The sequence below is a fragment of the Arthrobacter sp. MYb227 genome (assembly GCF_002975435.1).
GTDB lineage: Bacteria > Actinomycetota > Actinomycetes > Actinomycetales > Micrococcaceae > Paeniglutamicibacter.
This window is the reverse complement of sequence record NZ_PCPT01000003.1, coordinates 437,704-461,775: the sequence shown is the minus strand read 5'-3', so window position 1 is coordinate 461,775 and position 24,072 is coordinate 437,704. Positions and strand designations below refer to the sequence as shown.

General features: G+C 55.4%; 27 protein-coding genes. 16 read left to right on the top strand and 11 right to left on the bottom strand.

The genetic code is table 11. The annotated features are described in order from the left end of the window. Positions 1-136 precede the first annotated feature (136 nt). The 4 genes from CQ018_RS20495 (at position 137) to CQ018_RS20805 (ending at position 1,406) form a co-directional block, all read left to right on the top strand. Positions 137-445, top strand: coding sequence for a transposase family protein (locus CQ018_RS20495; protein ID WP_258142538.1), 309 nt, complete (start codon positions 137-139; stop codon positions 443-445). Positions 446-480: 35 nt separating this feature from the next. Then, complete coding sequence (locus tag CQ018_RS20490) at positions 481-915, top strand: transposase (protein WP_258142536.1); 435 nt, start codon at positions 481-483, stop codon at positions 913-915. A gap of 118 nt (positions 916-1,033) precedes the next feature. Continuing rightward, positions 1,034-1,291: a transposase gene (locus CQ018_RS20485; RefSeq protein WP_258142525.1), complete on the top strand. Its 258-nt coding sequence runs from the start codon at positions 1,034-1,036 to the stop codon at positions 1,289-1,291. Next, on the top strand, positions 1,272-1,406 hold the full coding sequence (locus tag CQ018_RS20805) for a transposase (RefSeq protein ID WP_374954188.1): 135 nt from the start codon (positions 1,272-1,274) through the stop codon (positions 1,404-1,406). Before CQ018_RS20485 ends, CQ018_RS20805 begins: the two co-directional genes overlap by 20 nt. A 179-nt stretch (positions 1,407-1,585) precedes the next feature. Here the strand turns inward: CQ018_RS20805 and CQ018_RS09655 are convergent, their stop codons facing one another. Genes CQ018_RS09655 through CQ018_RS09640 form a run of 4 tightly spaced genes read right to left on the bottom strand, consistent with a single transcriptional unit; the run spans position 1,586 to position 5,826 of the window. Beyond that, the gene (locus tag CQ018_RS09655) at positions 1,586-3,523 is read right to left on the bottom strand and encodes an ABC transporter ATP-binding protein/permease (RefSeq protein ID WP_105549765.1); all 1,938 of its coding nucleotides are present in this window, start codon (positions 3,521-3,523) and stop codon (positions 1,586-1,588) included. Then, positions 3,520-4,569 (bottom strand): hypothetical protein, encoded by a 1,050-nt coding sequence (locus CQ018_RS09650; RefSeq protein ID WP_105549764.1) that lies wholly within the window; start codon positions 4,567-4,569, stop codon positions 3,520-3,522. Before CQ018_RS09650 ends, CQ018_RS09655 begins: the two co-directional genes overlap by 4 nt. A 58-nt stretch (positions 4,570-4,627) precedes the next feature. Next, on the bottom strand, positions 4,628-5,467 hold the full coding sequence (locus tag CQ018_RS09645; protein ID WP_105549763.1) for a hypothetical protein: 840 nt from the start codon (positions 5,465-5,467) through the stop codon (positions 4,628-4,630). Further along, entirely contained in the window at positions 5,464-5,826 is a 363-nt protein-coding gene (locus tag CQ018_RS09640; protein ID WP_105549762.1) for a peptidase inhibitor family I36 protein, read from the bottom strand. The genes CQ018_RS09645 and CQ018_RS09640 overlap by 4 nt, the downstream gene beginning before the upstream one ends. A 267-nt stretch (positions 5,827-6,093) precedes the next feature. On the opposite strand from CQ018_RS09640, the gene CQ018_RS09635 reads away from it, so the two are divergent. Together CQ018_RS09635 and CQ018_RS09630 are read left to right on the top strand one after the other, a co-directional pair. Further along, complete coding sequence (locus CQ018_RS09635) at positions 6,094-7,239, top strand: glycosyltransferase family 1 protein (protein WP_105549761.1); 1,146 nt, start codon at positions 6,094-6,096, stop codon at positions 7,237-7,239. 68 nt (positions 7,240-7,307) lie between these two features. Then, complete coding sequence (locus tag CQ018_RS09630; protein WP_105549760.1) at positions 7,308-8,120, top strand: SGNH/GDSL hydrolase family protein; 813 nt, start codon at positions 7,308-7,310, stop codon at positions 8,118-8,120. 534 nt (positions 8,121-8,654) lie between these two features. Here the strand turns inward: CQ018_RS09630 and CQ018_RS09620 are convergent. The 3 genes from CQ018_RS09620 to CQ018_RS09610 form a co-directional block, all read right to left on the bottom strand. Further along, positions 8,655-9,329, bottom strand: coding sequence for a TRM11 family methyltransferase (locus tag CQ018_RS09620; protein ID WP_258142509.1), 675 nt, complete (start codon positions 9,327-9,329; stop codon positions 8,655-8,657). Between the two features lie 194 nt (positions 9,330-9,523). Further along, positions 9,524-10,198 carry a PhzF family phenazine biosynthesis protein gene (locus CQ018_RS09615; RefSeq protein ID WP_181149822.1) on the bottom strand — a complete coding sequence of 225 codons (675 nt, stop codon included), beginning with the start codon at positions 10,196-10,198 and terminating at the stop codon, positions 9,524-9,526. 95 nt (positions 10,199-10,293) lie between these two features. Then, positions 10,294-10,761 carry a hypothetical protein gene (locus tag CQ018_RS09610; protein ID WP_219844039.1) on the bottom strand — a complete coding sequence of 156 codons (468 nt, stop codon included), beginning with the start codon at positions 10,759-10,761 and terminating at the stop codon, positions 10,294-10,296. Positions 10,762-10,919: 158 nt separating this feature from the next. Between CQ018_RS09610 and CQ018_RS09605 the strand changes: the two genes are divergently transcribed. Both CQ018_RS09605 and CQ018_RS09600 read left to right on the top strand, forming a co-directional pair. Further along, entirely contained in the window at positions 10,920-11,279 is a 360-nt protein-coding gene (locus tag CQ018_RS09605; protein WP_105549758.1) for a helix-turn-helix transcriptional regulator, read from the top strand. Next, the gene (locus CQ018_RS09600) at positions 11,276-13,246 is read left to right on the top strand and encodes a cation-translocating P-type ATPase (RefSeq protein ID WP_105549757.1); all 1,971 of its coding nucleotides are present in this window, start codon (positions 11,276-11,278) and stop codon (positions 13,244-13,246) included. Before CQ018_RS09605 ends, CQ018_RS09600 begins: the two co-directional genes overlap by 4 nt. Positions 13,247-13,400: 154 nt before the next feature. Here the strand turns inward: CQ018_RS09600 and CQ018_RS09595 are convergent, their stop codons facing one another. From CQ018_RS09595 to arsB, 3 genes are read right to left on the bottom strand one after another with little or no spacing between them, the layout of a single operon-like run. Further along, complete coding sequence (locus tag CQ018_RS09595; RefSeq protein ID WP_105549756.1) at positions 13,401-15,017, bottom strand: NAD(P)-binding domain-containing protein; 1,617 nt, start codon at positions 15,015-15,017, stop codon at positions 13,401-13,403. A gap of 31 nt (positions 15,018-15,048) precedes the next feature. Next, a complete protein-coding gene (locus tag CQ018_RS09590; protein WP_105549755.1) occupies positions 15,049-15,465 on the bottom strand; it encodes an arsenate reductase ArsC in 417 nt (138 codons plus the stop codon). Beyond that, complete coding sequence (arsB, locus tag CQ018_RS09585) at positions 15,462-16,562, bottom strand: ACR3 family arsenite efflux transporter (protein WP_105549754.1); 1,101 nt, start codon at positions 16,560-16,562, stop codon at positions 15,462-15,464. The genes CQ018_RS09590 and arsB overlap by 4 nt, the downstream gene beginning before the upstream one ends. Before the next feature lie 134 nt (positions 16,563-16,696). Between arsB and CQ018_RS09580 the strand changes: the two genes are divergently transcribed. After that, positions 16,697-17,056: an ArsR/SmtB family transcription factor gene (locus tag CQ018_RS09580; protein WP_374954187.1), complete on the top strand. Its 360-nt coding sequence runs from the start codon at positions 16,697-16,699 to the stop codon at positions 17,054-17,056. An 11-nt stretch (positions 17,057-17,067) separates the two neighbouring features. Here the strand turns inward: CQ018_RS09580 and CQ018_RS20305 are convergent, their stop codons facing one another. Further along, complete coding sequence (locus CQ018_RS20305; protein WP_146111869.1) at positions 17,068-17,328, bottom strand: hypothetical protein; 261 nt, start codon at positions 17,326-17,328, stop codon at positions 17,068-17,070. A gap of 68 nt (positions 17,329-17,396) precedes the next feature. Here CQ018_RS20305 and CQ018_RS09575 point away from each other — a divergent pair, with 68 nt between their 5' ends. The 7 genes from CQ018_RS09575 (at position 17,397) to CQ018_RS09545 (ending at position 23,926) form a co-directional block, all read left to right on the top strand. Continuing rightward, positions 17,397-18,914 (top strand): DHA2 family efflux MFS transporter permease subunit, encoded by a 1,518-nt coding sequence (locus CQ018_RS09575; protein WP_105549753.1) that lies wholly within the window; start codon positions 17,397-17,399, stop codon positions 18,912-18,914. Positions 18,915-19,483: 569 nt separating this feature from the next. Next, positions 19,484-20,113, top strand: a complete 630-nt coding sequence (locus CQ018_RS09570; RefSeq protein ID WP_105549752.1) for a biotin transporter BioY — start codon at positions 19,484-19,486, stop codon at positions 20,111-20,113. Then, positions 20,110-21,195, top strand: coding sequence for a class I adenylate-forming enzyme family protein (locus CQ018_RS09565; protein WP_105549751.1), 1,086 nt, complete (start codon positions 20,110-20,112; stop codon positions 21,193-21,195). Before CQ018_RS09570 ends, CQ018_RS09565 begins: the two co-directional genes overlap by 4 nt. After that, positions 21,185-22,309 (top strand): thiolase family protein, encoded by a 1,125-nt coding sequence (locus tag CQ018_RS09560; protein ID WP_105549750.1) that lies wholly within the window; start codon positions 21,185-21,187, stop codon positions 22,307-22,309. Before CQ018_RS09565 ends, CQ018_RS09560 begins: the two co-directional genes overlap by 11 nt. After that, a complete protein-coding gene (locus CQ018_RS09555) occupies positions 22,306-22,998 on the top strand; it encodes an energy-coupling factor ABC transporter ATP-binding protein (protein ID WP_105549749.1) in 693 nt (230 codons plus the stop codon). The genes CQ018_RS09560 and CQ018_RS09555 overlap by 4 nt, the downstream gene beginning before the upstream one ends. Beyond that, positions 22,992-23,603, top strand: coding sequence for an energy-coupling factor transporter transmembrane protein EcfT (locus CQ018_RS09550; RefSeq protein WP_105549748.1), 612 nt, complete (start codon positions 22,992-22,994; stop codon positions 23,601-23,603). The genes CQ018_RS09555 and CQ018_RS09550 overlap by 7 nt, the downstream gene beginning before the upstream one ends. Continuing rightward, positions 23,600-23,926 (top strand): CHY zinc finger protein, encoded by a 327-nt coding sequence (locus CQ018_RS09545; protein WP_105549747.1) that lies wholly within the window; start codon positions 23,600-23,602, stop codon positions 23,924-23,926. Before CQ018_RS09550 ends, CQ018_RS09545 begins: the two co-directional genes overlap by 4 nt. The last annotated feature ends 146 nt before the right edge of the window (positions 23,927-24,072 follow it).

Below are 24,072 nucleotides of genomic sequence, written 5' to 3'. Positions count from 1 at the left end.
GTAATCAAACACTTTTGGAAGACCCTGATCAAACGGGCTCTCGGACTTTGAGCGTGGTGTCATCAAATAAGTAAGGCCGCAGCCCTACGGAATTATGGATGTTCTCTAAACAACATATTTCCAAGGACTACGAGCCGTGTATAAGGATACTGGCGCAGTTGATGCTGCGTCGATTCTGCTGAATCTTGATGACTATTGTGTGCTCAGCAGTGAGCGCCACGGAGCGACTCGTTCGGTGCTGGTCGAACCCATCAACCGTGAAGCTGCCTGCCCTACCTGTGGGGTGTTTTCCCGCCGTATCCAGGCCCGCCCGGTGCATCGGGTCAAAGACATTGACACCGGCGGCAAAGACCTGGACTTATGGGTCAAGAAACGCAGGCTGGTGTGCCTTGAAGAGTCATGTAAAAAGAAAACCTTCGTCCAGGTCACCGAGCAGATCCCCTGACCACCCGGCTGGTAGGAAAAATCGTCGAAGACTGCGTGACCGAGATCCGCACCATGACCGGCATTGCCCAAGCCAACCAGGTCGCCTGGCCCACCATGCTGCGCAAGGCTTTTGCGACCGAACATATTCTCCTGGATGTTGACCAGTGCTTGGTGCGCCGACTGGGGATCGATGAACACCGGTTCCGGAGGATCCGCTACGTGCTGGGAGCTTCGGGAAAAGCTATCCGGTTGGAGCCGTGGTCGATCGTCTTTACGGATCTGGACTCCGGCAGATCCTTGATGTCATTGATGGACGCCACGGTGCAGCCGTCACCACCTAGATGGCTCAACGCCCCGAATCATGGAAGCGAAACATTGGCCATGTTTCGTTTCGATTTGTCGGCCGAGTTCCGCAAGGCCATCCATGAGTCTTTGCCGGAGGCGAAGATTTCGGTGGATTATTTTCATATCGTCCAACGTGCTCATTAGATGCTTACCGCGGTGCGGCAACGCCGCGCCCACGACTTGCATGAACGTCGTGGAAGGAACATTGATCCGGCCTACAAATACCGCAAACTGCTGACCTGCAACCTCGAGAACCTCTTTCGTGAAGCAGACCGGGCGCCTGAAGGAAATCCTTGAATCAGATACCGAACTCGTGGTGGTCTATGCCATCAAGGAACACGTGCGGGACCTGCTGAAAACCAGCACTCCAGAAAGCTTCGCCGCTGGCTGGGAGAAACTCTCAGCCTCGGTGAAAGCTTCCGGCATGGACGAAGCCAAGTCGTTGCTACGGACCTTTACTTCGTGGAAGAAAGAACTCGAAACCTACTGCCTCACCTTAGCTGACCAACGCCCGCAGTGAGGCTGCGAACCTGACGGCTAAGAACTTCAAACGGAGGGGACGCGGATACATCAACCACGAGAACTACCGACTACGGATATTATTTTTTTCGGCACGCGACCTCAGACCGTGCTGAACATCCGGTCACCACGCCCAAAGCCGAAGAGCCCCGATGTCTTGAGAGAAAACATTGTTAATGACGAACATTATGAATTAACTTCAGTAGGCACACCAATAACGAAAATGATGAAATACGATCGTTTTGTCTCCGATCGTTGATAAAACCAGCCGAACATTCATCTCAGGGGTAGTTGATCAGCGGATTCCTTCGGCTGGATCGATACGTGCTGCACGTAAAGCTGGAAACAACGCAGAGAGTGCACCGCTAAGAATACCTACGAGTGGTGCCACTGCCAGAGTCGCCCACGGCATAACTGCACTCCAACCTTGCACCGCAGAGACCGCTACGGATGCAGCCAACCCAAGAGAAAGGCCAGCCACTGAACCTGCGAGTCCCACAATTATTCCCTCCCAAATAAAGACAGCAGCCACACCACGCTGGCTAAGCCCCAAGGCACGACTTAGCGCTAGTTCTTGGATACGCGTCTGCACCGAAAGGAACATTGCAGAGGAAGCACTCAACACGGCCAAAGCCAGTAATGCCAGCGAGATCGAACTAAGCAGTCCCTCAAGATCTTGGGCAACACCGACTCGAAGACTTCTCAAGTCTCCAGTAGTCGAAACCGAGATTTCTGCTGGAGCGCTAGGTGATAGAGCCAGCGGGATAGCATCGGCAATACTTGCAGAAAAGCCACTCTCCGTCCTGACAATAAGTTGGGACGGTTGCTCGGGAAGAGATCGAACCGGGACCACCACGCTTGTCACCAAGTTCTCTGCGCGCGGTGCATCGGTAATGATACCGATCACCGAATATGGTCGTCCTGAGACCCAAATTTCTGTGCCTATCCCGCCCTCAGAAATTCCTAGTCCTTGAGCAACGTCCCGCCCAACGAGGGCAATATTTCCTGCCGTGGGATCAGCAAATAGTTCTTGAGCTTGGGCAGGATGAGTCCGCACTTCAAATAGTGACAGAGCGGCCTCATCAACGGCGGCGGTACTACCAGGAAATACGGTATCTCCAACTGTGGTGAATTGGGCAAATCTCGACGTACTGGCCGTGAGCGCATCAAGTGGAGCAACAATTCCAACGTTGAGCACGTGGTCAAGATGCTTGATCGTTTGAGCGCTCTGCATCCGTGTTTCTAAATTGCTGCCTACTGGAACAGATACACGCACTTCGTCCAAAGCTGCGGTTGCGAGACGAACCGCTATTTGTTGTGATGCGCTTGCTCCAATGCCCGCTGCGGTGATCATCCCGGCCATAGCAATGGCAAAAGCAGCCATCAACGTTGCCGAGCGAAGTGGACGCGATGACACGTTATTGATGGCGCGAATAGCATGTTCTGGCCACCATCGAAGACTGTGCCAGAAGCTGGTTTTCACAGTTGTGACAACGGGCGAAGACGCTGTTTCGGCCGATTTCTCGCTGACTTCTAAAACCTGCGCGATGGCTTGAGACTGAGCTCTGAGCACACCGTCTTCAACTTCTAGAATACGATCAGCATATTTAGCCACTGCAGAATCATGGGTAATAACGATGACCGTAGTACCGCGCTGGTTGAGTTCTCGCAACAATCCCATGACATTACTTGCAGCTTCGCTATCAAGATTGCCGGTAGGCTCATCGGCCAAGAGAATCCGCGGCTTCGTAGCGATCGCTCGTGCGATGGCTAGTCGTTGGCGTTCCCCGCCGGAAAGATTCCTCGCTAGGCTTTCGCCCTTTTCCCCCAATCCCACGGTCTCCAAGGCATCGCTCACTAGTTGACTTTGAGTTTGGAGGCTTTCACCCTGGATGGCTGGGCCAAGGGCTGCATTTCGCCGTGCCGATTCATAGGGATTCGCGTATGAAGACTGAAAAACAAAGCCAAACATCCTTGAACGAAACATATCTCGGTCTGTTCGGGAAAACGTGTCAACATTGACACCATTAATCTCATAGGTACCCTCCCAAGCATTATCAAGTAACCCGAGAATGTTCAGTAGTGTGGACTTGCCAGAGCCAGAGGGACCGATGATGGCAACAAATTCACCCGACTCGATTTCGAGGGATGCTTCCTTGATAGCGAACCATTGTCGTTGCTCACCATACCTGCGGGAAATATTACGCAGCGAGAGTTGTGTAGCAATGGTCATGAGGAGACCAGTACTTCGTCTCCAATTTCGAGTTCTTTGACGTTGATGGCTGTCCAACCACTAGCATTTCGTGTAACAGTTACATCGACGCGTTCGGCCTGGCTATTACCGGCTCGCCTCATGACGTAGTCACCTGCAGCATCCGAACGGATGGCTATCGTTGGTACGGCTTTCTCTGGTTCCGTTTTGGCTCCGAAAAGAACCGAAGCAATCTGTCCAGAGATTAATTCGCTTTCCTTTGGAAGCTCGATACGGATGTCTCTTCCCGGCGGTCGACCTGCAGTAGTTCCCTCGGACTGGAAATCAGAGATCGCGACAACCTTTCCGGTCAATGCAATATCCCCGGGTGTTTGTACCGTTGTTTGTTCCTTGAGTTTAATTTTGTCAGCTTCACTCACGCTGGCCCGCACATTCACAAAGCTCGCACCAAACCCTAGCTGAGCAAATGGCGTGTCATCACTTAGTTCCGTACCGATCTGGGCAATCGTCCGTACGACAGATGTCGATTTTTCTGCCGGTAAAGAAACAAATTCGTCCATTTTCAGGAAGGATCCAGCACCTTTCCCTCCGGGAGGAAGGACACCTGCTTTCGCATACATTTCTCGGATTACCTCCATCGTCTGCCCATTCATGACTCCAGTTGCACTAACACCAAGTGCCTTCTGGAGGCGGAATACATCGGTACCGGAGTCTTTAGTATGCAGGTCGCGGAAAAGTGGCGCTTCAAGCATGAGGCAAAAGATCGGCCGATCAGAAACCGTGCCAAGAAGCATGCCACTACTAATTTCTGTGCCAGGCTTGGCTACCACTTTTGTAACAACCATACGTTCAGTGCCTTCGGGACGCTTTGCATAAACCCGGTAGCTATCACCGATTACTACTTCGCCTTGAATCCTGATGTCTTGTGTTACAGATCGGTTTTCGACCGAGGCATAAACGGGCACTACCTGTTCACGAGCATCAAGTATCGTAGCGTCAGCCGAACGGACTTGAGTTCCTAGGACGAAGGCCAGCACAGCAACCAGCACACTCACCAGAATAAACATCCACGTTCTACCGGGGTGTGCCAGCCTACGAAGCGCAGGAACCTGCCGAGTTTTAGCTCTAGCCCCCATGGGTAGTTATCGTCTTTGTGACTGATTCCAAAACCTTGTCAACTTCGTTTCGGTAGTTCGTTAGCTCACTTTCGTGTTTCTTGATATAGGTTTTTTGCTCACTTGCCTCAAAATCTGCCAGCGGCTGCACACTATTCAAAGACTCTTTACATTCAACATCGGCTGCGGCAACTCGAAGTTGGTCCTCACCCCAAGCAGGAATTGCGGGAACCATCAACGTTGAGTTTGGATCCGGAGTAAGCCCAGCTGCGGTGACACACAACTTCCATTCATCACGAATCCGTTCAAATTCAGAACTGGCCAGCAGAGCTTCAAAAGACTCTTGCATGCCCAGGTCAACCGGTGAAGGATCCATCGCAGTGTTAATACCCATCATGGGAAAAAGTTGGAGGTCCGAATGACACACCTCATAAGCACTCCACCAATCCTGCCCGAGCGTTTCTTCTTGCTCAGTCAAAGATTTGGCGTCCTTGGCCTCAGGTAGTTCATAGCCGTTAGCTACCGCATCGGCTTTTGACCAGAGGCCATACCGCCGATCCGGATACGCAGGGATTGCTGCCCAGTCTTGGGTTGCCCGCGGAAAATTACGACCAGTCTCTTTCAGACATTTATTGAGTAGTAGCGCATTTGCCTGTCCTACATCCCGCTCATCCTTTTGGTTCATTGCATAGGCTTCTAGAGGGAGCACAATTTCACCCGTTGCAGAATCAATATGTGCTCGAACATTGTTCTCATTCGCTGATGTTTCAGAGGCACAGCCACCCAACAAAAAAACAAGCGTCATAATCCCCGGAGCGAGAACGGTACTAATAATTCGGGTATTTCTCATGAACCGTAAATAACCATCGATTCAAACGAATCATTCTTAGGGTCAAGCCACGCGAAATGGCCCGCTGCACCTGCAGCTTGCAACCACCGAGTGCCTGTATAGCCGGAACCGTAATACCAGCCGATACTCGTAGTTCTCCTATTCGAAGTCGAGGAAATCTGATTGGCGAACCCCGAAAGCGTACTGCTAGAAGATGTCCAGCTGCCAAAAGTACCTTGGTAGTTGGTGTCCTTCCATGCGCACACTTTGTTACTGGTGCACTGTGAAATTGCAGCATTAGCAGGTGCACTGACGCCAAGCGTGGCAGCAAGGCCAATAATTGATCCAGCTGCTACAGAAACAGCTAAAGACTTTTTCATTTCCCGTTCCCCTTTTCTGTGTTGATCTACAATCAACAAAACCCATACACATAACGTGTTTCACGTCACCATATATGGGGTAGGGGTAAAAAATCAACTGCCACCTCACCATAGTCAAAATAACCGGTGCAGCGTGCTGTCCGCCGCACCGGCAGGCCCCCAAAAACACCGAAAGTGCTTCTGTCCGAAGGAGTAGTTCATCTATTTTTCACCAGCTAGTTCCCGGGACTGAAGTCCGCGGTAATCTTCGGCAAGCACTATTTAAGCGTGAGGGTTGCCATTGTTGCTGAATCGTTCTTACCCGAAATGAATGGGGTTACCCATTCGCTACTGAAGACCTTGCAGTACTTAGATGCGCGTGGAGATGAAGTCCTGGTGATTGCTCCGTCAACGCCTGAACCTGCTCCCAATCGTGTTGAAGGTGCCACGATCAGGAGATTGCCTGCGGTTCCGTTGACCGGATACCGCAATATTCGGGTTGCCTTGGGTGGTGTGGCTCCGGTGAAGGCGCTGCTGGAGGAATTTCAACCAGATATCGTTCATTTGGCATCCCCCTTTGTTTTGGGGTGGCGGGCAGTTCGAGCCGCGGCCGCACTGGAGATTCCTTCCGTTGCTGTCTATCAAACGGATGTTCCCGGATATGCTGCACGCTACGGCATGCCTTTTCTGGAAAACTGGGCTTGGCAGCGTGTTAAGCGAATCCATATGCTTGCAACTAGGACGCTTGTCCCCTCGAACGACTCCCGAGAAAAACTTTGGAGCCACGGAATTTCGAGGCTTGAGTTATGGCGCCGAGGAGTTGACACTGTTCGATTTAATCCAAGCCATCGCAGCGCAGAGTTCCGGGCGACTACAGCCCCCGAGGGTCAGAAGATCATTGGTTTTGTGGGACGATTAGCGCTTGAAAAGCAGGTCGAGGATCTGGCGGTGTTGGCTCAAATCCCTAACACTCGATTGGTTATCGTCGGTGATGGGCCACAACGAGAAGCTCTTGAAGCTTTGCTTCCGAACGCATATTTCGCTGGGTTTCTGGGCGGCGATGAGCTCGCAACGGCGGTGGCTTCCTTTGATCTTTTTGTCCATCCAGGAGAGCTTGAAACCTTCTGCCAAACTATCCAAGAAGCCATGGCCTCCGGGGTTCCAGTTGTGGCCACCGGGTGCGGTGGACCGGTGGAGTTAGTTGATTCTTCTCGCACCGGGTGGCTTTACGCACCGGGTAACCTTGCGCAATTACGTGATTACGTCGTAGACCTTATCGGCGATGATGCTAAGCGAGCAGCTTTTGCCACTGCGGCGTTTCAACAGGTTCAAGGGCGCAGCTGGCTTTCTGTATGCGAACAGCTCATGGGCTTCTACTCCGAAGCGATCGAAATGCATCGGCGAATGCCTGCTGGGTTACGCGGCCGCAAATGAAGACACATTCTGTCAATGTCGTGGTGAAGCAGTTTCATGCCCCACGATGGGAAATCCTTTAGTCTCGGATGGAGATTCGTGAGCCCGGTCGCTACGTGGCCTTAGGAGATTCCTTCACCGAAGGTGTTGGAGATAGTAGTAAACGACGACCTAACGGCGTACGAGGCTGGGCCGACAGAGTAGCCGAGGCGCTTGCTAGGGATGCTCCCGGTTGGGAATACGCGAATTTGGCGATTCGAAGTAAGCGGCTTCGGCATATCATCACCGAGCAGCTCGAACCGGCGATTGCCATGAAACCCACTCTCATTACTCTTTATGCCGGCGGCAACGATGTCATGGACGTGAGCACTAAAACCGTTGATATTTTGGCCCAATATGAATACCTGGTCGAAAGGCTGACACAGACCGGCACAACATTGGTGCTTTTCACTGGTTATGACGTAGAAGTGGCACCCCTGCTGGGTCCCTTACGCCGTAAAAATCATGCATACAATCTCGGCGTTCGAAGCATTGCGACTAGGCACGGCGCACTGCTTGTGGACTATGCAACGTTTAGCGCGTACACCAATCCGCGGATGTGGGGGCCGGATCGATTGCATATGTCAAAGGCTGGGCACAAATACTTGGCGGTAAAAGTTTTAGAAACCTTGGGCGTGCCACACAGCATCAAGCACTCGACGAAGCCCGAAGCCTCGCTGACCGTCACGCAACGGATTCGCGACCATCTGCTGTGGTTATCCGAATGGGTGTTACCAATGCTTGGACGCAAACTCCGCGGCACCACGCTGGGAGATGCGCTGGCACCCCGTTGGCCAGTTCCAGTTCGGGTTCCGCCAAAGAAGGGCCTCAAAAAGCTGCTTAGCGAATCAAGAAGGCAATGAGAATGTGTGAGCCAAAGCTATGAGGCACCACTCCCCCAACTGAAACTCAAGCACTTGTAAGGAAACGGTTAGCCAAGGCGTTGGGCCAAGGCAACGATCATCCCTTCGGGACCACGTACATAGGCCATCTCCAGGCTTCCTCATATCTGCCCACCTCACCGACCAAACCGTGTACCTCGGCATTTAGTCTCCGGAGCTGTGCTCGTAAATCGTCGGCTTCGAAGCACACGCTCCGCAACCCCACGTCATTGGCCATAGGTTCGCCGGCCTGCTGTTCCTTTACCGGGCGGGTGAAACTGGAAAGTTCCACTCCCGTTCCTCCTCCGGGTGCCCGCAGCATGACTATTTCTGATCGAGATCTTGAACGGTGATTCCTAGGTGATCAAAGCTAATTTTGGATGTCATCGACGTTGCCTCCTGCTTTCAGCCCAGCATCTTCTCTAGGGAGCGTATACCTCAACGTGTACTCGTGGAAGGTGTGGAAGCTTGCATGCTTTCTTCTGTGTGGCAGATGCAGAAGGGCCTATGAATTGCCTATTGGTGTGGCCGCTGGAATACCAGTAGCGCGTCTGCCACCAGATCATGGGGATACTGATCCCACAGGATTTCGGTAACGCCAACTGGCGTGAGGAATTGCTCGAAAACCTTGGCGCAATCGCGTATCAAATGCGTGGTCAGATCCATATGATGGATGTCTGCCAAATTCCAGACAACATAGCCACCGGGGGCAACTACCCGAGCGCATTGATCGGCAACAAGTCCCAGTTCGGTCAAATACCGATCATAATTACCATCGTTCTTTTCATACGCGGTCAAAGGATCTGGTTCATGATTTTCCGCAGTCATATACGGCGGAGAAGCGATGATGAGGTCGATATTTGCATGAGGTAACGGGGCATCCGGGCTCCAGAGCAACCGAAGCAGTTCTCGCGCGTCTCCCTCGATAATGTGTGCATTGGGTATGTGTTCAAGCAGGTAGTCGACTCGTTCGGGAAGCAGTTCAATCCCCATAGCTTCCCTTCCAAGTGCAACCGCCCGAATGAGGGTGGTGCCAAAGCCGGCAAAAGGATCGAATACCAAGTCACCCGGTTTGCTGCATCGATCAATGATGTGATCAACAATGGCCGAGACCATGTGCACGTCTTCCTCGGCGCCGGGTGGACGTTCGGCTAGGAATGTCTCATGGTTTGTGGCAAGTTTCGCGTCCAAAGGCGAAGTATCATCAGCGGTTCCAAGCAATGTCTTCCGAAAAGCATTCACCTTGCGAAGTGTACCCGTCGTGACGCATCCTTGCCCTTTAGTCTGCTTCAAGGGTGCCTTGGGAAATTGACCACAAAACTATCATCAGCACAGATCAGAAGCCATCCTGGGCGTATCAAAACACACTTAACGTCAGACGAGCACTAAATCTGGATGCTAAGTGATGTGCCCAGTCTCACCTGCCCCGACAGCTCAACCACACCGGCACCTTGCGGCACCACGCTCAAGATGGAACCGAGTCCTTGGCGAATTTCCAAGGGGCGAATGAGTGAATCGGCAAGCCACATGGCGGCAGAGCCCGTAGCCTCATCTTCGACGGTGCCAGATGCCGAGGTAAACGCGCGAGCACGCACGCATCCGGCTTGTTGGTCGATCCATGCCCACGCATAGTCGTGCCGGTTGGCCCCTTCACTTGATGCGGCATCGACATCAGCAGGAGTTGGATGTGGAAGTAGTACCCAGGGGGTTGACCAGCGCGCTGGTGCCTGCACCGAAGCTCCGTCGGAATTTGCGCTGGCAGTCACAATGCCGGCCGGAGTATGCAGCTCGCTGACACTGAACCCGCTGTGTTGTAAAAACCATGCTGCGCCCACCGTTGGATGCCCAGCAAAATCAATTTGCCGTGCTGGTGTGAAAATTCGGATACTGCCGGTGGCTGGGTCGTCAATGAAAACTGTTTCACTGAATGCCGTGCCACGGGCAATCTGCAGGCACTCGGAGTCACTGAGCGTACTGGTTTCGGACAGAATGCCGAGTGTATTGCCGTGCTCCCCTGCGGAATCAACGAATACCTGAACTGTGTCGATCTTGATGTTCACGCTTTTATCGTCCAGCACCCTACGCCTCGATGCCAACTCGCCGTGCCACGATCAATATTGTCTAGTTGTGGGATGCGCTCAACTTTTGAGGAAAGCTAGAGTGCTGGAACCGGAAGCTTACAAGAGTTCTCTTGGGTGATGCGGCGTAGCAGGGCCCAGCCAAGGAGGGCGATGGACAGTAGTGCCAACACCGGTTGTAGGGGTTCAAAGAATTTCATGGCGCCGCTGGTACCGAGGGCAAGTAGGACTAATTTATTGCACACGGGGCATCCCACGGCAAAGAAGGTCAGGATGGATCCGAAGAAGCCAGACTTGTTGGTCTTTCCATTGCTTTCGATGGGTGAAGCCACATAGGTCGCAACAAGAAGCCCGGTCAGAATCGAGGAGAGTGCTAAGGCGCCATATGACCACCACGTCGGGGGGACTTCTCGGGTAAATAACGGATTGGGAATCAACACGGTAACTATGGCGACGACCAGAAAGATCAGTGCTCCAGTTGCTGCCGCGGTAAGCCAGCGACGCTGTGGCCAGTCACGCAGATTCTGTGCCAAGGCTGTCTTCACTAATGCTCCACTTCTGGATATCTATCTTGGGGCATTGCCCCCGGATCTTCTCTATCACCCTAGCCAGCAATGCAGGGCTGGGCGAAATTGACTTAGTAAGTCCTGAAGTGGTCTCCAATCCACCCAAGATAGGTCAGTGATCAGTGTATAGTCACTACATGCTGACTATTGCAACGCGACTTGACGTGATGAACAGGCTAGGTCGGGCCATGGCCGACGCCACACGTTCACGGATACTTATCTCACTGCTCGAAGGACCCTCGTACCCCGCCGAGCTTTCCCGCGATCTTGAACTGAGTCGATCCAACGTCTCCAACCACCTTGCCTGCTTGCGAGATTGCGGAATTGTTGTTGCAGAAGTTGAAGGACGCAAAACACGCTACGAGATCTCCGATCCACACCTGGGCCGAGCCCTCAACGCCTTGATTGATGTCACCCTGGCAGTCGACGAGAACGCCCAATGTCTCGATGTCCAATGCTCTGTGGAAGGTTGTTGTGCATCGGGTGATCTGGCATGAGCGACGCGTGCTGCTCGCACGATGCACCAACCGCTGAACCAGCCGAGCAAGAAGAACCCACTTTCTGGTTGCGTGATGCGGGCATCTTATTATCAGGTGCCTCGGTGCTTGCATTCTTCACCGGTCTGATTTCTCAGGGGTTGGGCGCCGAGGGTCTAGCCCTGATTATCTTTTGGATAGGCCTCATCGCGGGGGCAGCAACTTTTGTTCCCGGAGCCCTACGGCGGCTAGCCAAAGGCAAACTAGGCATAGCGCTCTTGATGACCATGAGCGCCGTGGGTGCCGTGTTACTTGGGTATGTGCAAGAAGCTGCCGCATTAGCATTCCTCTACTCGGTGGCCGAGGCGTTAGAAGATAAAGCCATGGACAAGGCACGTAGCGGCTTGCGCGCCTTGCTGCGATTAGTGCCCGAAACAGCGAACGTCATCATCGCGGGCACACCCACCACGATTCCGGCAGCCAGCCTGAATGTTGGCCATCTGATGCTCATTAAGCCGGGTGATCGCATTGCCACCGACGGTATCGTTCGCAGTGGACAAAGCGTTCTTGATGCCTCGGCTATCACCGGAGAATCAATCCCCGTTGAGGTGGAGCCGGGAGATACCGTATCGGCAGGCTCTATTAACAGCTCTGGTGTGCTTGAAGTCGAGGCAACAGCGGCCGGCACGGACAACTCACTGACAACCATCGTGAGCCTAGTCCAGCAAGCCCAAAGTGAAAAAGGTGAACGTGCACGTCTAGCGGACCGTATTGCCAAACCCCTAGTACCCGGAGTGCTGATCCTTGCCGCCCTGGTTGCAGGAATCGGCTCACTACTCGGTGATCCCGAAACATGGATCTTCCGTTCCCTGGTCGTCTTGGTTGCCGCTTCCCCCTGCGCACTGGCTATCGCCGTACCCATCACCGTCGTCTCGGCCGTCGGAGCCGCCAGCAAATTTGGTGTCATCATCAAAAGTGGCGCAACATTTGAACGCTTCGGAACCATCCGACATCTCGCCCTAGATAAAACCGGAACCCTCACCCGCAATCAACCAACGGTTGGCGCAGTTGAAACGGCCCCGGGATTCTCACAAGAGCAGGTGCTCGGGTGGGCAGCAGCTCTCGAGCACCACAGCACCCACCCGCTGGCACGCGCCATCACCAATGCATCAGCAAGCACCGTGGTGGCACAAAATATTATCGAAGAGGCCGGACACGGAATCCGCGGAACACTCGATGGAGTAGATATTGCGGTAGGAAGCCCACGCCACCTTCCGCCCGGAGATCTTGCACTCGATGTGGAAAGACTTGAAAACCTCGGGATGAGCACGGTAGTGGTGCAACGAGCCGGAAGCATCATCGGGATCATAGGTGTACGCGATGAACTGCGTGCAGAAGTTCCACAGGTCATTGGGTTGCTGAACGCCCGCGGTACCGAAGTCACAATGCTCACCGGAGATAACCGTAGAACAGCACATGCCCTGGCTGCCGAGGCCGGTATCACCGACGCCCGCGCCGAGCTACGACCCGAAGATAAGGCAACAGCCATCCGGGAACTGAACAGGCTCTCCCCCACAGCCATGATTGGCGATGGAATTAATGATGCCCCGGCACTAGCCGCGGCAGAAGTCGGCATAGCCATGGGTGTTACAGGATCCGATGCGGCCATAGAAGCAGCAGATATCGCGTTCACCGGCCATGACCTAAGGCTAATTCCCCAAGCCATGGATCATGCTCGGCGTGGCAAAAAGATCATGAACCAAAACATCGTGCTCTCACTGCTGATCATCTTAGTTCTGCCTCCCCTGGCCATCAGCGGTGTACTGGGCCTAGCCTCCGTGGTGCTGATCCACGAACTTGCCGAGGTCCTCGTGATCCTCAATGGGTTACGTGCAGCACGTACCAAGGTCATACCAGCGGGAAACATGATGGACGTTGCAGCACAACAAAGTGCCCAACCATTGCCCACCCCGAGCAATCGCGCCTAACGCCAGAGTGAACCATGGCAATGGCTCAGAGCTAGTGCTACTTAGCGCGATGGATGGCCAGTTCACTCTCGATTCACGATGAACGTCATTTACCGGTTACTTCTTTGACTTATCTACCTGCTGGCTCCGCTAGAAGCTAGGACACTAGACCTCGCTACTTAACATCCTCGTTGACCAATTCCTGATGACCGTGCAATGTCCCGGTCGCAAAACCAATCATCACTGGTTCTGGTGTGCCACAGCAAGAGCTTTCCGCGCTCGCCGGGGGCTCCGCGCTCGCCGGGGGCTCCGGGGTGCCGCAGGATGACGCTTCTGCCTCTGGAGTTCCGCATGATGCAGCCTGTGCGACCGCGGGCTGCGGTGTTGAACAAGAGGAGCTTTCCTGCACTGAGGCTACCTGGGTACCGCAGCAGGAATCTTCGGTGGTTGAGGTTACTTCTGGAATGCCACAACTTGAAACAGCGTCCCCAGCTGGAGCATCGCATGATCCGGCCAGGTCGGTAGAACAAACTCCGGTTTCCGGCAACTGAAGTTCGACTCGATCTGCTGCCGCACGGTCTCCGGCCAATGCTGCGGCGATGGAGCGAACCTGCTCATAACCGGTGGCCATGAGGAACGTTGGGGCGCGCCCGTAGCTCTTCATGCCAACAATGTAGAAACCAGGTTCCGGGTGCGAGAGTTCGCGTTCGCCGTGGGCACTTACCGTGCCACACGAGTGGAATTCTGGGTCGATCAGTGGGCCCAATGCGCTGGGTGCTTCGACGATCTGATCCATGTCCAAACGAAGCTCCGAGAGGATGCTTAAACCGGGGCGGAAACCTGTAGCCGGGACCACGAAGTCCACCACGAGGCTGCGTCCATCAGCGAGCTTGAGGTTCAACCGATCCTGGGAATCCATGGACGTGACGGCAACGTTTTCCAGCAAGGTGATGTCGTTATTCTCTACCAAGCGACGCAGGCTGGTGCCCAATTGTCCACGAGCAGGTAATTCATCGGCAGCCCCGCCACCGTAGAGACGCACCGGGTTAGCAACTCCGCGCAGGCCCCAGAAGATCTGTGTCTCCGGGTGCTGTCGGCGCAATCGTCCCAGACTGATCAGGGTGTTGGCAGCGGAGTGTCCTGCGCCCAGCACGAGAATCGTTTTCCCGGCAAATGCTTCGGTGTCCACGCCCAGCGGGTCAGGCAGCGGGGAAGTGATGAAACCGGCTGCACGTGCCTTGGATTCACCGATCGCTTCAATACCTGAGCGTCCCACCGGGTTGGGGGTGCTGAAAGTGCCGGAGGCATCGATGACTGCGCGAGCCAGCATATCTTCGGTGCCAGTGGCGGTTTCGGTGCGGACCAGGAAGAGTGCTTCGGCGCGATCGGCCGAACGAGTCTTATCAGCGCCCAGACCATTTGGCTGGATACGCGAGATCTGGGTGACGCGGTGACCATAGCTGATCTTGGGGGCCAGCTCCGGGTGGCTGGCCAATGGTTCGAGGTATTCGGAAACCATCTCGGCCCCGGTTGGCAAGCGGGTTTCCCGCGGGGCTTCCCAGTCTCCCGGGTAGGTTGCGGTGGTGGTTTCGAGCAGGCGGCGGGCAGCGGCATCGATGTTGTACTGCCAGGAAGAGAACAACTTGATGTGTCCCCAGCTGCTCATGGCGGCTCCGGCGTTGGATCCTGCCTCAAGGATCCGAAAGTCCTGCTTGCGTTCGGCCAAATGGGCACCTGTGGCTAGGCCGACGGGTCCGGCGCCGATGATGACTACCGGATAATTCGTGCTCATAGTGTTTTACTCCAAGACGTTTGGGGGGGAGTTATTTGCTGACGGGCAGCAGTTCGGAAATTAGGGCTTCTACGCGTAGGCGAATCTCATTGCGGATCGGACGGACGGCTTCGAGTCCCTGGCCAGCTGGGTCGTCGAGCTTCCAGTCTTCGTAGCGTTTGCCGGGGAAGATGGGGCAGGTATCCCCGCATCCCATGGTGATGACCACGTCGGATTCTTTGACGGCCTCGGTCGTGAGGATCTTGGGGACTTCGGCGGACATGTCAATGCCCACTTCTTTCATTGCGGCAACCGCTGCGGGGTTTACCGAGTCCGCCGGGGCGGAACCGGCGGAGCGAACCTCAATCTGACCGGCCGAGAGATTGGTCAGCAGCGCAGCTGCCATTTGTGAGCGCCCGGCGTTGTGCACGCAGACAAAGAGAACTGAGGGTTTGGGTGTGCTGCTCATGCTGCGTCCTTTAGTGAGAGCTTTGCGGAAGTGTTGGGGAAGAATTTACGGCTCCAGAGCGCCACATAGACGAGGGCCACCAACAGTGGCACCTCGATCAGCGGCCCCACGACACCGGCCAGGGCTTGGCCGCTAGTGACACCGAAGGTGGCGATGGCCACGGCGATGGCAAGTTCAAAGTTGTTGCTTGCCGCGGTGAATGCCAGCGAAGTAGTGCGGGCGTAGCCCATGCCCAATGCGCGGCCGATGAGCATTGAGGCACCGAAGGTCACCAAGAAGTAGATCACTAGAGGTAACGCGATGCGTGCAACATCCAACGGCTTGGCGATGATGTTGTCACCCTGCAAGGCGAAGAGCAGCACGATAGTGAAAAGTAATCCGTACAGCGCCCAAGGACCAATCTTGGGGAGGAACTTGTTCTCGTACCATTCGCGGCCCTTCGCCTTTTCGCCCATGGTTCGAGTGAGGTACCCGGCCACCAGCGGGATACCTAAGAAGACTAAGACTGAAAGAGTGATGGTCCAGATGGAGAAATCTGCACTGGTGGTGGGAAGCCCGAGCCAGCCCGGCAGTACCTGCAAGTAGAACCAGCCTAGGGCGCCAAAGGCAAAGACCTGGAAGACCGAGTTGATGGCAACCAATACCGCCGTTGCTTCGCGGTCACCACAAGCCAGATCGTTCCAGATGAAGACCATGGCAATACAACGGGCGAGTCCCACGATGATCAAGCCGGTGCGGTATTCGGGCAGGTCAGCAAGAAATATCCAGGCCAGCACGAACATGAAGGCCGGAGCGAGTACCCAGTTGATCACCAGCGAGGTGATCATGAGCTTCCTATCCCGCAGTACGTGACCGGTCTCGTTATAGCGGACCTTGGCCAGTACCGGATACATCATGACCAGCAGGCCAAATGCGATTGGTAGGGAAATGCCGGCGACCTGAATTGAGTCCAATGCCGCGCCAAGACCCGGAATCATTCGCCCCAGCACAAGCCCCAAGGCCATGGCCGCTAAGATCCACACTGCCAAATAGCGATCAAGTGTGGATAGCTTGGCGGTGAGATGAGCCGTGTCGGCGGGCGCTGAAGTAGGTTTCACGGGGGTGGAAGCTCCAAAGATTAGATATCGACGACTATCGATGTATCGAGTATGCTTGCATATATCGACGATTGTCAATCTCCAATTGTGGAGTGCGAGAAAGAGTGGCAATAGACATGTCCGACCCCACCAGAATGACGATGGCCAGCCCGGCTGATGTCGACGAAGCGGCGACCGCCTGCTGCGCACCCGGATCAGGCGAGCCAGCCTTGAACGTCGAAAATGCTGTTGACCTAGCTGCCAGATTCAAGGCATTGGCCGACCCAAATCGGCTGCGCATCATCTCCATAGTTTCTTCCAACGCGGATTCTGAGACATGCGTCTGTGACCTGCCCGAGCCGCTGGGATTGGGTCAGTCTACGGTTTCACATCATCTAAAGATCTTGGTGGAAGCGGGCCTGCTTAATCGAGAAAAGCGCGGAGTGTGGGCTTACTACTCCCTGGTGCCCGGCGCATTGGGAGCGCTGGCCGCAACGCTGGGATCGCAGGGCTAGTTTTCCCCGCCTCACAAGCCAAATTGCGAATCGGTAGCCTCTCTGGGTGCGAGAATTTCTTTTTCAGGGTGATGCCATCTGGCGCCCATATAAGTGGGAAGCACCTGGTTCAAGGCTTTGACATGTTGTAGTTGCGGGTCGATGCCGAGGTTTTGGGGCCGTCGCCGCGCTTGGCTTTTGGTGATCGGGGGCTTGTTGGAATCTTGATAGCCGATCAGTAAACGGTTAAATTGCAGTGCGCAGCACCAACTTCGGTACGCTGGATCAAGCATGTGCATTTTGCATCGCAACGCCTCCCCCGGTCTAGGGGCCATTCCAAGTCAAGGATCCCCCTTCACGCATGTCTAACCGTTCTCCAGAGCGCACGCCCCTGCCCAGTTTCCCGGAAGTAGCCACCCACGACACCATCCCGAGCCAGGTTAAAAGTATTTTGGCGGTGCTGGTTATCACCGCGTTCGTCATGATGCTGAATGAAACAACTGTTGGTGTCGCCTTGCCAGCGATCATGAATGATTTTTCAATCTCGGCGACAACCGGCCAATGGCTACTTACCGGATTCTTGCTGACCATGGCGGTAGTGCTACCGGCCACGGGCTGGATGCTTGAACGATTCTCCACGCGCTCCGTATTCATTTTTGCCACGCTAACTTTTCTTGTTGGCACCGTGACGGCAGCGTTGGCACCCACCTTTGCCGTGTTGCTCATGGCTCGTGTGGCTCAAGCCATCGGTACCGCGATTGTGATGCCTCTACTGATGACCACGACGATGACACTCGTGCCAGCCGCGAAGCGAGGAATGGTCATGGGGCTGATCTCCGTGGTGATGGCCGCTGGTCCCGCGCTCGGTCCGACAGTCGCCGGCCTAGTACTCAATTTCACCAACTGGCATGGAATCTTCTGGATCATGGTTCCTCTGGTGGCCATTGCCGCACTCATTGGTGCCCTGCGGCTCACGAATTTTGGCACAAATAGCCCAACACCATTTGATGTTCTCTCGATGATTCTCTCGATCTTTGCCTTTGGCTCCCTGATTTATGGATTGAGCTCAATCGGAACGCTATTCGAAGGGGGCAAGGCGGCACTCATCACGCTGGGCATCTTGGGCGTGGGCGTTGTGGGACTTGCGCTTTTCGTGTGGAGGCAAGTGGTGCGTGGGCGCGAGGATCGAGCGCTCTTAGACCTGCGCCCACTAGCCGTACGAAATTTCACGCTTTCGCTGCTCGTCCTCATGGGCTTGATGGCGGCCCTGCTTGGGGTGCTCAATACGTTGCCCTTGTATCTGCAAGGTTCTCTCTTGGTCACAGCGCTGGTCACGGGCTTGGCCTTATTGCCCGGAGGAATCCTTGAAGCGGTGCTCTCTCCGGTATCCGGAAGAATTTACGACAAGTTCGGTCCGCGACCACTGATCATCCCCGGCATGAGCCTCGTCATGGGTAGTCTCTTCTGGCTCTCAACTGTCGATGAGAATTCCAGCGTATGGATGGTCGTCGCCGTGCATATTGTCTTTTCCGTAGGGTTGGCCGGATTATTTACGCCTGTTTTGACAACGGCGCTGGGCTCACTGCCGCAGAATCTTTATGGGCATGGATCCGCAATTCTCAATACCCTGCAGCAGCTGGCCGGTGCTGCCGGTACAGCGGTCATGATCGCGATCTATAGCAGTGTCGGTGCACAGTCCATGGCTGGGGGTGCCTCCGCGCCTGCGGCGTTGGCCGATGGTGCGAGTGCGGCATTCTTGGCTTCGGGGATCCTCGCGGCCATCACCTTGGTGATCTCGCTATTTATTACTCGAGTTCCGCAAAGTTCTGACACGCGAGAGTTAATCGAATCAAGCGACGCGAAGCGGGCCAGCAAGTGAACTGATGCGTTTCGAAGCGCCTGAACCGAGGGATTGATCTCGGATCAGGCGCTTTTTTCGCAATACTTCAGAATTCGTGGCGTTGCGTTGCATCCTTCGCTTGAGGCTTGGCCTAGGGGCATCACTGTGAATGCTTGGTCTAGGCGCTCTAGCGGATGAGATTGCTTGTGAAATTGAGGCTGTGAATACTTCTTAACACGCATCACAGTGAACAGTGCAGGGTTCTTCTGCGCGGGTTTGCAAATCTGTACGCTATCGAGGTGGAGTGCCCATGGAACCTTTTTGGGTCCTTAGAAGGCATGGAAAATTCTGAAAAAGAAATGCTGACATGGTGATTTACGGTTTTCAGAGTTGGAATCACGTAACTAATCTAATACTCACAGAGGCACGTGAGCGGGAGTAATTTGATTCTTTGATTGCCGCGAGCTCCACTCGGAGACAGTGCTGGAGACGTCTTTTGATGCCGCGAGTTGTGGCAATGACCCGAGCGTCACTATAGTGAACACCAGTTCAATTGAACACTGTTCAAGACGCTTCTTTTATGGTCCGAAACCCGAAGGATAATCCCCATGCCGATCTCCGAAGCCCGTTCCCATAATTCCGCAATTCGACGGCTTGATGCAACGAGCCTGGCTCGAGTCGCCATCTTTGCCGCAATCGTGGCGGTACTCGGAATGCCGGGAGGGTTCAGCGTCGCCGGCGGTGTGCCAATCACCGTCCAAACTCTTGGCGTCATGTTGGCCGGTGCCATCATTGGACCCTGGCTCGGAGCGCTGTCAATGGTTGTACTCCTTGCTTTGGTAGCCATCGGGCTCCCCCTACTGGCCGGTGGCCGCGGCGGACTGGGAGTTTTCTTTGGACCTTCGGCCGGATACCTCTTTGGCTGGATTCTCGGAGCATTCGTCATCGGATTGATCGTGCATTTTGGCGGACGCAAGCCCGTGCTGTGGCGAACGATTCTTGGCATGCTGCTCGGCGGCATCCTCGCCATCTATGCGGTGGGCCTGCCCGTCCAGAGTATGATTACAGGCCTTCCACTGGGCGAAACAGCGATACTTAGCCTCGTATTTATCCCCGGAGACCTCATCAAGGCCGTCACGGCAACAATCATCGTGATGACCCTTGTGCGTGCCTACCCTCGTGCGTTCCGCCGGGTCTGGGCCTCGCGAAACACCCAGAATCTGGAATCCGTACGGTGATCGTCCCCGTCAAGGGCGCCGAAACGAATTTGCTCGAAACACTCAAGCAAATTCGTGATCAGGGAAATGTTCCCTTGGTAGGTGATGCACGTTGGACAGCTAAACATTGGAGCGCGGTGATCGCCGCGGCCACTGCGGCTAAGCTCCCGGAAAGAACTGCCTGGGCAACGCTGACCTCGGGCAGCAGCGGAAATCCCCGGATTGTGTTGCGTAGCGAAGCCTCGTGGGCTGACTCTTTCGATGCAGTCAAGGAATATCTAGGGATTGGAGCCGAAGGTAGCGTAGCGCTACCTGCCCCTCCTGCGTCTTCACTCACACTTTTTTCACTGGCACATGCACTGAACGGCGGCCCGCAACCACAAATACGAGTTACCCCAGAGACAGACGCGCTGCATGGCACCCCACAAGCATTGCGTGCGGTCCTCGATGCCGGAGTGCACCCGAACCTGCGAGCCGCACTCATCGGCGGCTCCTACCTGGAACCGGAATTGCGCCAACGTGCCGAAGCAGCAGGGATACGCCTCAGCGCCTACTATGGTGCCGCAGAACTCTCCTTTGTCGCTGTTGACGAAGGAGACGGGCTACGCACCTTCCCCGGAGTCGACATCCAGCTGCGCGATTCCGAACTCTGGGTTCGCTCCCCCTATATTGCTACCGGTTATGCCGGTTCACCGGGCCCTTTGCGTCGCGATGGGCAGTGGGCCACAGTGGGAGACAGAGCAGAATTAATTGATGGCCGACTGCGCCTGCTGGGGCGAGCCGATGAAGCAATCCTGAGCGCTTCGGCAACCATCGTTCCGGAAGAAGTTGAAGCTGTCCTGCGTGCGATTCCCGGTGTCCGCGACGCGCTAGTCTTCGGGCTGCCAAGCGGTCCCATTGGCGCGATGGTCTCCGCACTGCTTGAACTAGAGGACGACACCACTGCTGCAGTGCGAGAACTTGCCGGAGCCCAGCTGGCTCCTGCACACCGTCCACGACGTTGGTTCAGCGGAACCATTCCGCGCACAGCCTCGGGTAAACCTGCTCGGGCCGAAGCCTTGCGTCTAGTCCTCGCCGGGGAGGTGCAGAAACTTGCAAGCTAGAAAAGGTCCGGTGATTATTGCCGCACGCCGAACTCCCATTGGCACCCGTGGCCGAGCCTTGGCACGGTTGCGCGTCGAAGATCTTGCCGCACCGGTGATCCGCGCGGTGCTGAGCGATGCCCAGAGCTCGAACTCGACACCGATCAAGGTGGCAGATGTGCTGCTGGGCAATTGCATGGGGCCGGGCGGGAATCCCGGACGCATTGCTGCCCTTGCCGCAGGACTCGGACACGAGGTGCCCGGTGGAACCGTGGATCGGCAATGTGGCAGTGGGCTTGCAGCGATACTCGATGCGGCTGCGGCGATCCGCGCCGGGGACACACGTTTGCGTATTGCTGGTGGAGTGGAGAGTGCCTCAACGGCTCCGCAACGTTCGATTGACGGTGTTGTGTACCAACGTGCGCCGTTTGCCCCGGCCGGGTTTAGCGACCCGGAAATGACTCGGGCCGCCGAAGATCTAGCCCAGCATGATGGGATTTCGCGAACCAGGCAGGACGCGCATGCAGCACGTAGCCATGCTCGCGCCCTTGCCGCGCGTGAGGCCGGAGCCTTCGATGCCGAGTTGGTTCCGCTCAACGGTCTGCAGCATGATGACTCGATAGGTACTGCACAACGGCTGCTGCCCCGGTTACCTGCGTTATTCCCCGGCGGGACGCTAACCGCGGGAACTGCCACCCGCATTGGTGATGGTGCCGCGGCCCTCTTGCTCGCACCTGCCGGAACCGGCCCGGGGCTAGCTATCCGTGCCGCAGCAATTACCGGGAGTGATCCAGCGCTACCTGGCATTGGTGCCGCAGCCGCCATCACAGAAGCACTGGAATCTGCCGGAATAAACCTTGCCCAGGTGGCAGCGATAGAAATAGTTGAGGCATTCGCAGCCCAAAGCCTGGCTGTGCTTGACCGCATTGGCCTGGCCGAGGATGACCCTCGACTGTGCGCCGATGGTGGGGCCCTGGCTCTTGGACACCCCTGGGGTGCCAGCGGTGCTATTGCCATGGTGCGGCTTTTTAGCCGATTGGTACGCAACGGTGCACCGGCGGGTAGTTACGGAATAGCCGCCGCCTCCATTGGTGGCGGCATGGGAATTGCAGCGGTAGTGGAGGTAGTTCGATGATTGAGAGTGGAATCCGGCTAGAAAATGTGGGTGTGAGGCTGGGCGATACGGATGTTTTACGCGATGTCTGCGTTGAACTAAATGCCCGCACGATTGCCGTCATTGGAGAAAATGGTTCGGGAAAATCAACTTTCGCACGACTCGTCGGTGGCCTGCTCCCCCGCACAACTGGCCAGCTTCGTGTGTTGGGCCTCGATCCGGCACGCCGTGCAGCGGAGTTGCGTCGTCGCATAGCCGTGGTTTTCAGTAATCCAGATGCTCAAATCATTATGCCCACCGTTGCCGAAGATATTGCTTTTTCGCTTCGCTCCGACAAACTGCGCCCGGCCGAATTGCAGGCACGGGTGGAAACGGCAATGGAGCGATTCGGACTTACTCATCTAGCGCAACGAGCTTCCCACGATCTCTCTGGTGGGCAGAAGCAACTACTGGCACTCTGTGGCGCGTTCATACGCAACCCGGAATTGGTCATTGCCGATGAGCCAACCGCCTACCTGGATGCACGCAATGCACGCATAGTAGCCAACCATCTTCTTGACGGTACCGATCATCGCCTCGTATTAGTTACTCATGACCTAACGCTGGCGGCACGCTGCGACCAAGCTGTACTTTTTGCCGACGGTGGCCTGGCCGCCATCGGCAAACCTGCGGAGGTCATTGAACGATATGAGGCGGTCTTGCGATGCTAACGCTCTATAAACCCGGGACCGGATGGCTGCACCGGATGCCCGCAGGACCCAAGCTTTTGCTGATCCTTGCCGTGGTGCTGGCAGTATCATTGCTTCCGGCCCGTTGGACTTCGGTTCCCGTTGCCGCTTGCGTTGCCTTTCTAGGGTATCTGGTGGCTGGCTTGGGTCCGGGAATGATGCCTCTCCATGAGCTTGGACGTCAGTTATACGCCTTGCGCTGGATCATCGGAATCACGCTGGTGAGCCAGGTGATTTTTATTGGGTTCGAACCTGCGGTTGCCAATACCACGCGAGTTATCGCAGCCATTGTTCTTGCCGCATTGCTGGCTCTGAGCACTCGAGTCACAGCATTGCTCGATGCAATTGAACGTGGTTTGCGTCCGTTTGAACGGCTTGGCCTTGATTCCCAACGGGTGGCACTCCTACTGACCGTGACTATCAGCACCATTCCGGTGCTCGGACGTCGGGCAGCCGAGGTGCGAGATGCTCAACGAGCACGAGGCGCCCGAAATAATCCGCGCACCTTCATCATCCCGTTTCTTATCGTTGCGTTGAAGCACGCCGACGAACTTGGAGACGCACTCACTGCTCGGGGTGTGCGATGAATGCACAACGCCCGCACGTTCACGGCCCGATCATCGATGAGCAGACCCGCTGCATCCACTACAAAACATCGCTGGATGTCATTGCCATTAAATTTGCCTGTTGCGGCGAATTTTATCCGTGCCACCTGTGTCATGAGCAAACCGCGGACCATATAGCGACTCAATGGCCGGACACGGCTGCGGACGAAAAGGCCGTGTTGTGTGGAGTCTGTGGCTACATCATGGAAATTGGCGAATATTTGAATGTGTCATCTTGTCCAAAGTGCGCGGCTGCTTTCAACCCCGGGTGCAAACTTCATGCAGAGCTCTATTTCTGGGGCTGATTTTGCACTCTGCCGGAGCCCTTTGTTTTCCAAGCAAACTGAATCAGTATTCAGCTAGGCAGATGAAGCACCACCTCGCGACATACAACTTCCTCAGAGGGTACTAGTTTTGCTGGTTCCCTCTATATAGGGTGGATGAAACTAGT

Excerpts from the sequence above, each read along its gene's own strand:
- CQ018_RS09655 (WP_105549765.1), bottom strand. The coding sequence starts at position 3,523 with ATGACCATTGCTACACAACTCTCGCTGCGTAATATTTCCCGCAGGTAT.
- CQ018_RS09650 (WP_105549764.1), bottom strand. The coding sequence starts at position 4,569 with ATGTTTATTCTGGTGAGTGTGCTGGTTGCTGTGCTGGCCTTCGTCCTA.
- CQ018_RS09645 (WP_105549763.1), bottom strand. The coding sequence starts at position 5,467 with ATGAGAAATACCCGAATTATTAGTACCGTTCTCGCTCCGGGGATTATG.
- CQ018_RS09640 (WP_105549762.1), bottom strand. The coding sequence starts at position 5,826 with ATGAAAAAGTCTTTAGCTGTTTCTGTAGCAGCTGGATCAATTATTGGC.
- CQ018_RS09630 (WP_105549760.1), top strand. The coding sequence starts at position 7,308 with ATGGAGATTCGTGAGCCCGGTCGCTACGTGGCCTTAGGAGATTCCTTC.
- CQ018_RS09605 (WP_105549758.1), top strand. The coding sequence starts at position 10,920 with ATGCTGACTATTGCAACGCGACTTGACGTGATGAACAGGCTAGGTCGG.
- CQ018_RS09600 (WP_105549757.1), top strand. The coding sequence starts at position 11,276 with ATGAGCGACGCGTGCTGCTCGCACGATGCACCAACCGCTGAACCAGCC.
- CQ018_RS09595 (WP_105549756.1), bottom strand. The coding sequence starts at position 15,017 with ATGAGCACGAATTATCCGGTAGTCATCATCGGCGCCGGACCCGTCGGC.
- CQ018_RS09590 (WP_105549755.1), bottom strand. The coding sequence starts at position 15,465 with ATGAGCAGCACACCCAAACCCTCAGTTCTCTTTGTCTGCGTGCACAAC.
- CQ018_RS09580 (WP_374954187.1), top strand. The coding sequence starts at position 16,697 with ATGACGATGGCCAGCCCGGCTGATGTCGACGAAGCGGCGACCGCCTGC.
- CQ018_RS20305 (WP_146111869.1), bottom strand. The coding sequence starts at position 17,328 with ATGCTTGATCCAGCGTACCGAAGTTGGTGCTGCGCACTGCAATTTAAC.
- CQ018_RS09575 (WP_105549753.1), top strand. The coding sequence starts at position 17,397 with ATGTCTAACCGTTCTCCAGAGCGCACGCCCCTGCCCAGTTTCCCGGAA.
- CQ018_RS09570 (WP_105549752.1), top strand. The coding sequence starts at position 19,484 with ATGCCGATCTCCGAAGCCCGTTCCCATAATTCCGCAATTCGACGGCTT.
- CQ018_RS09555 (WP_105549749.1), top strand. The coding sequence starts at position 22,306 with ATGATTGAGAGTGGAATCCGGCTAGAAAATGTGGGTGTGAGGCTGGGC.
- CQ018_RS09550 (WP_105549748.1), top strand. The coding sequence starts at position 22,992 with ATGCTAACGCTCTATAAACCCGGGACCGGATGGCTGCACCGGATGCCC.
- CQ018_RS09545 (WP_105549747.1), top strand. The coding sequence starts at position 23,600 with ATGAATGCACAACGCCCGCACGTTCACGGCCCGATCATCGATGAGCAG.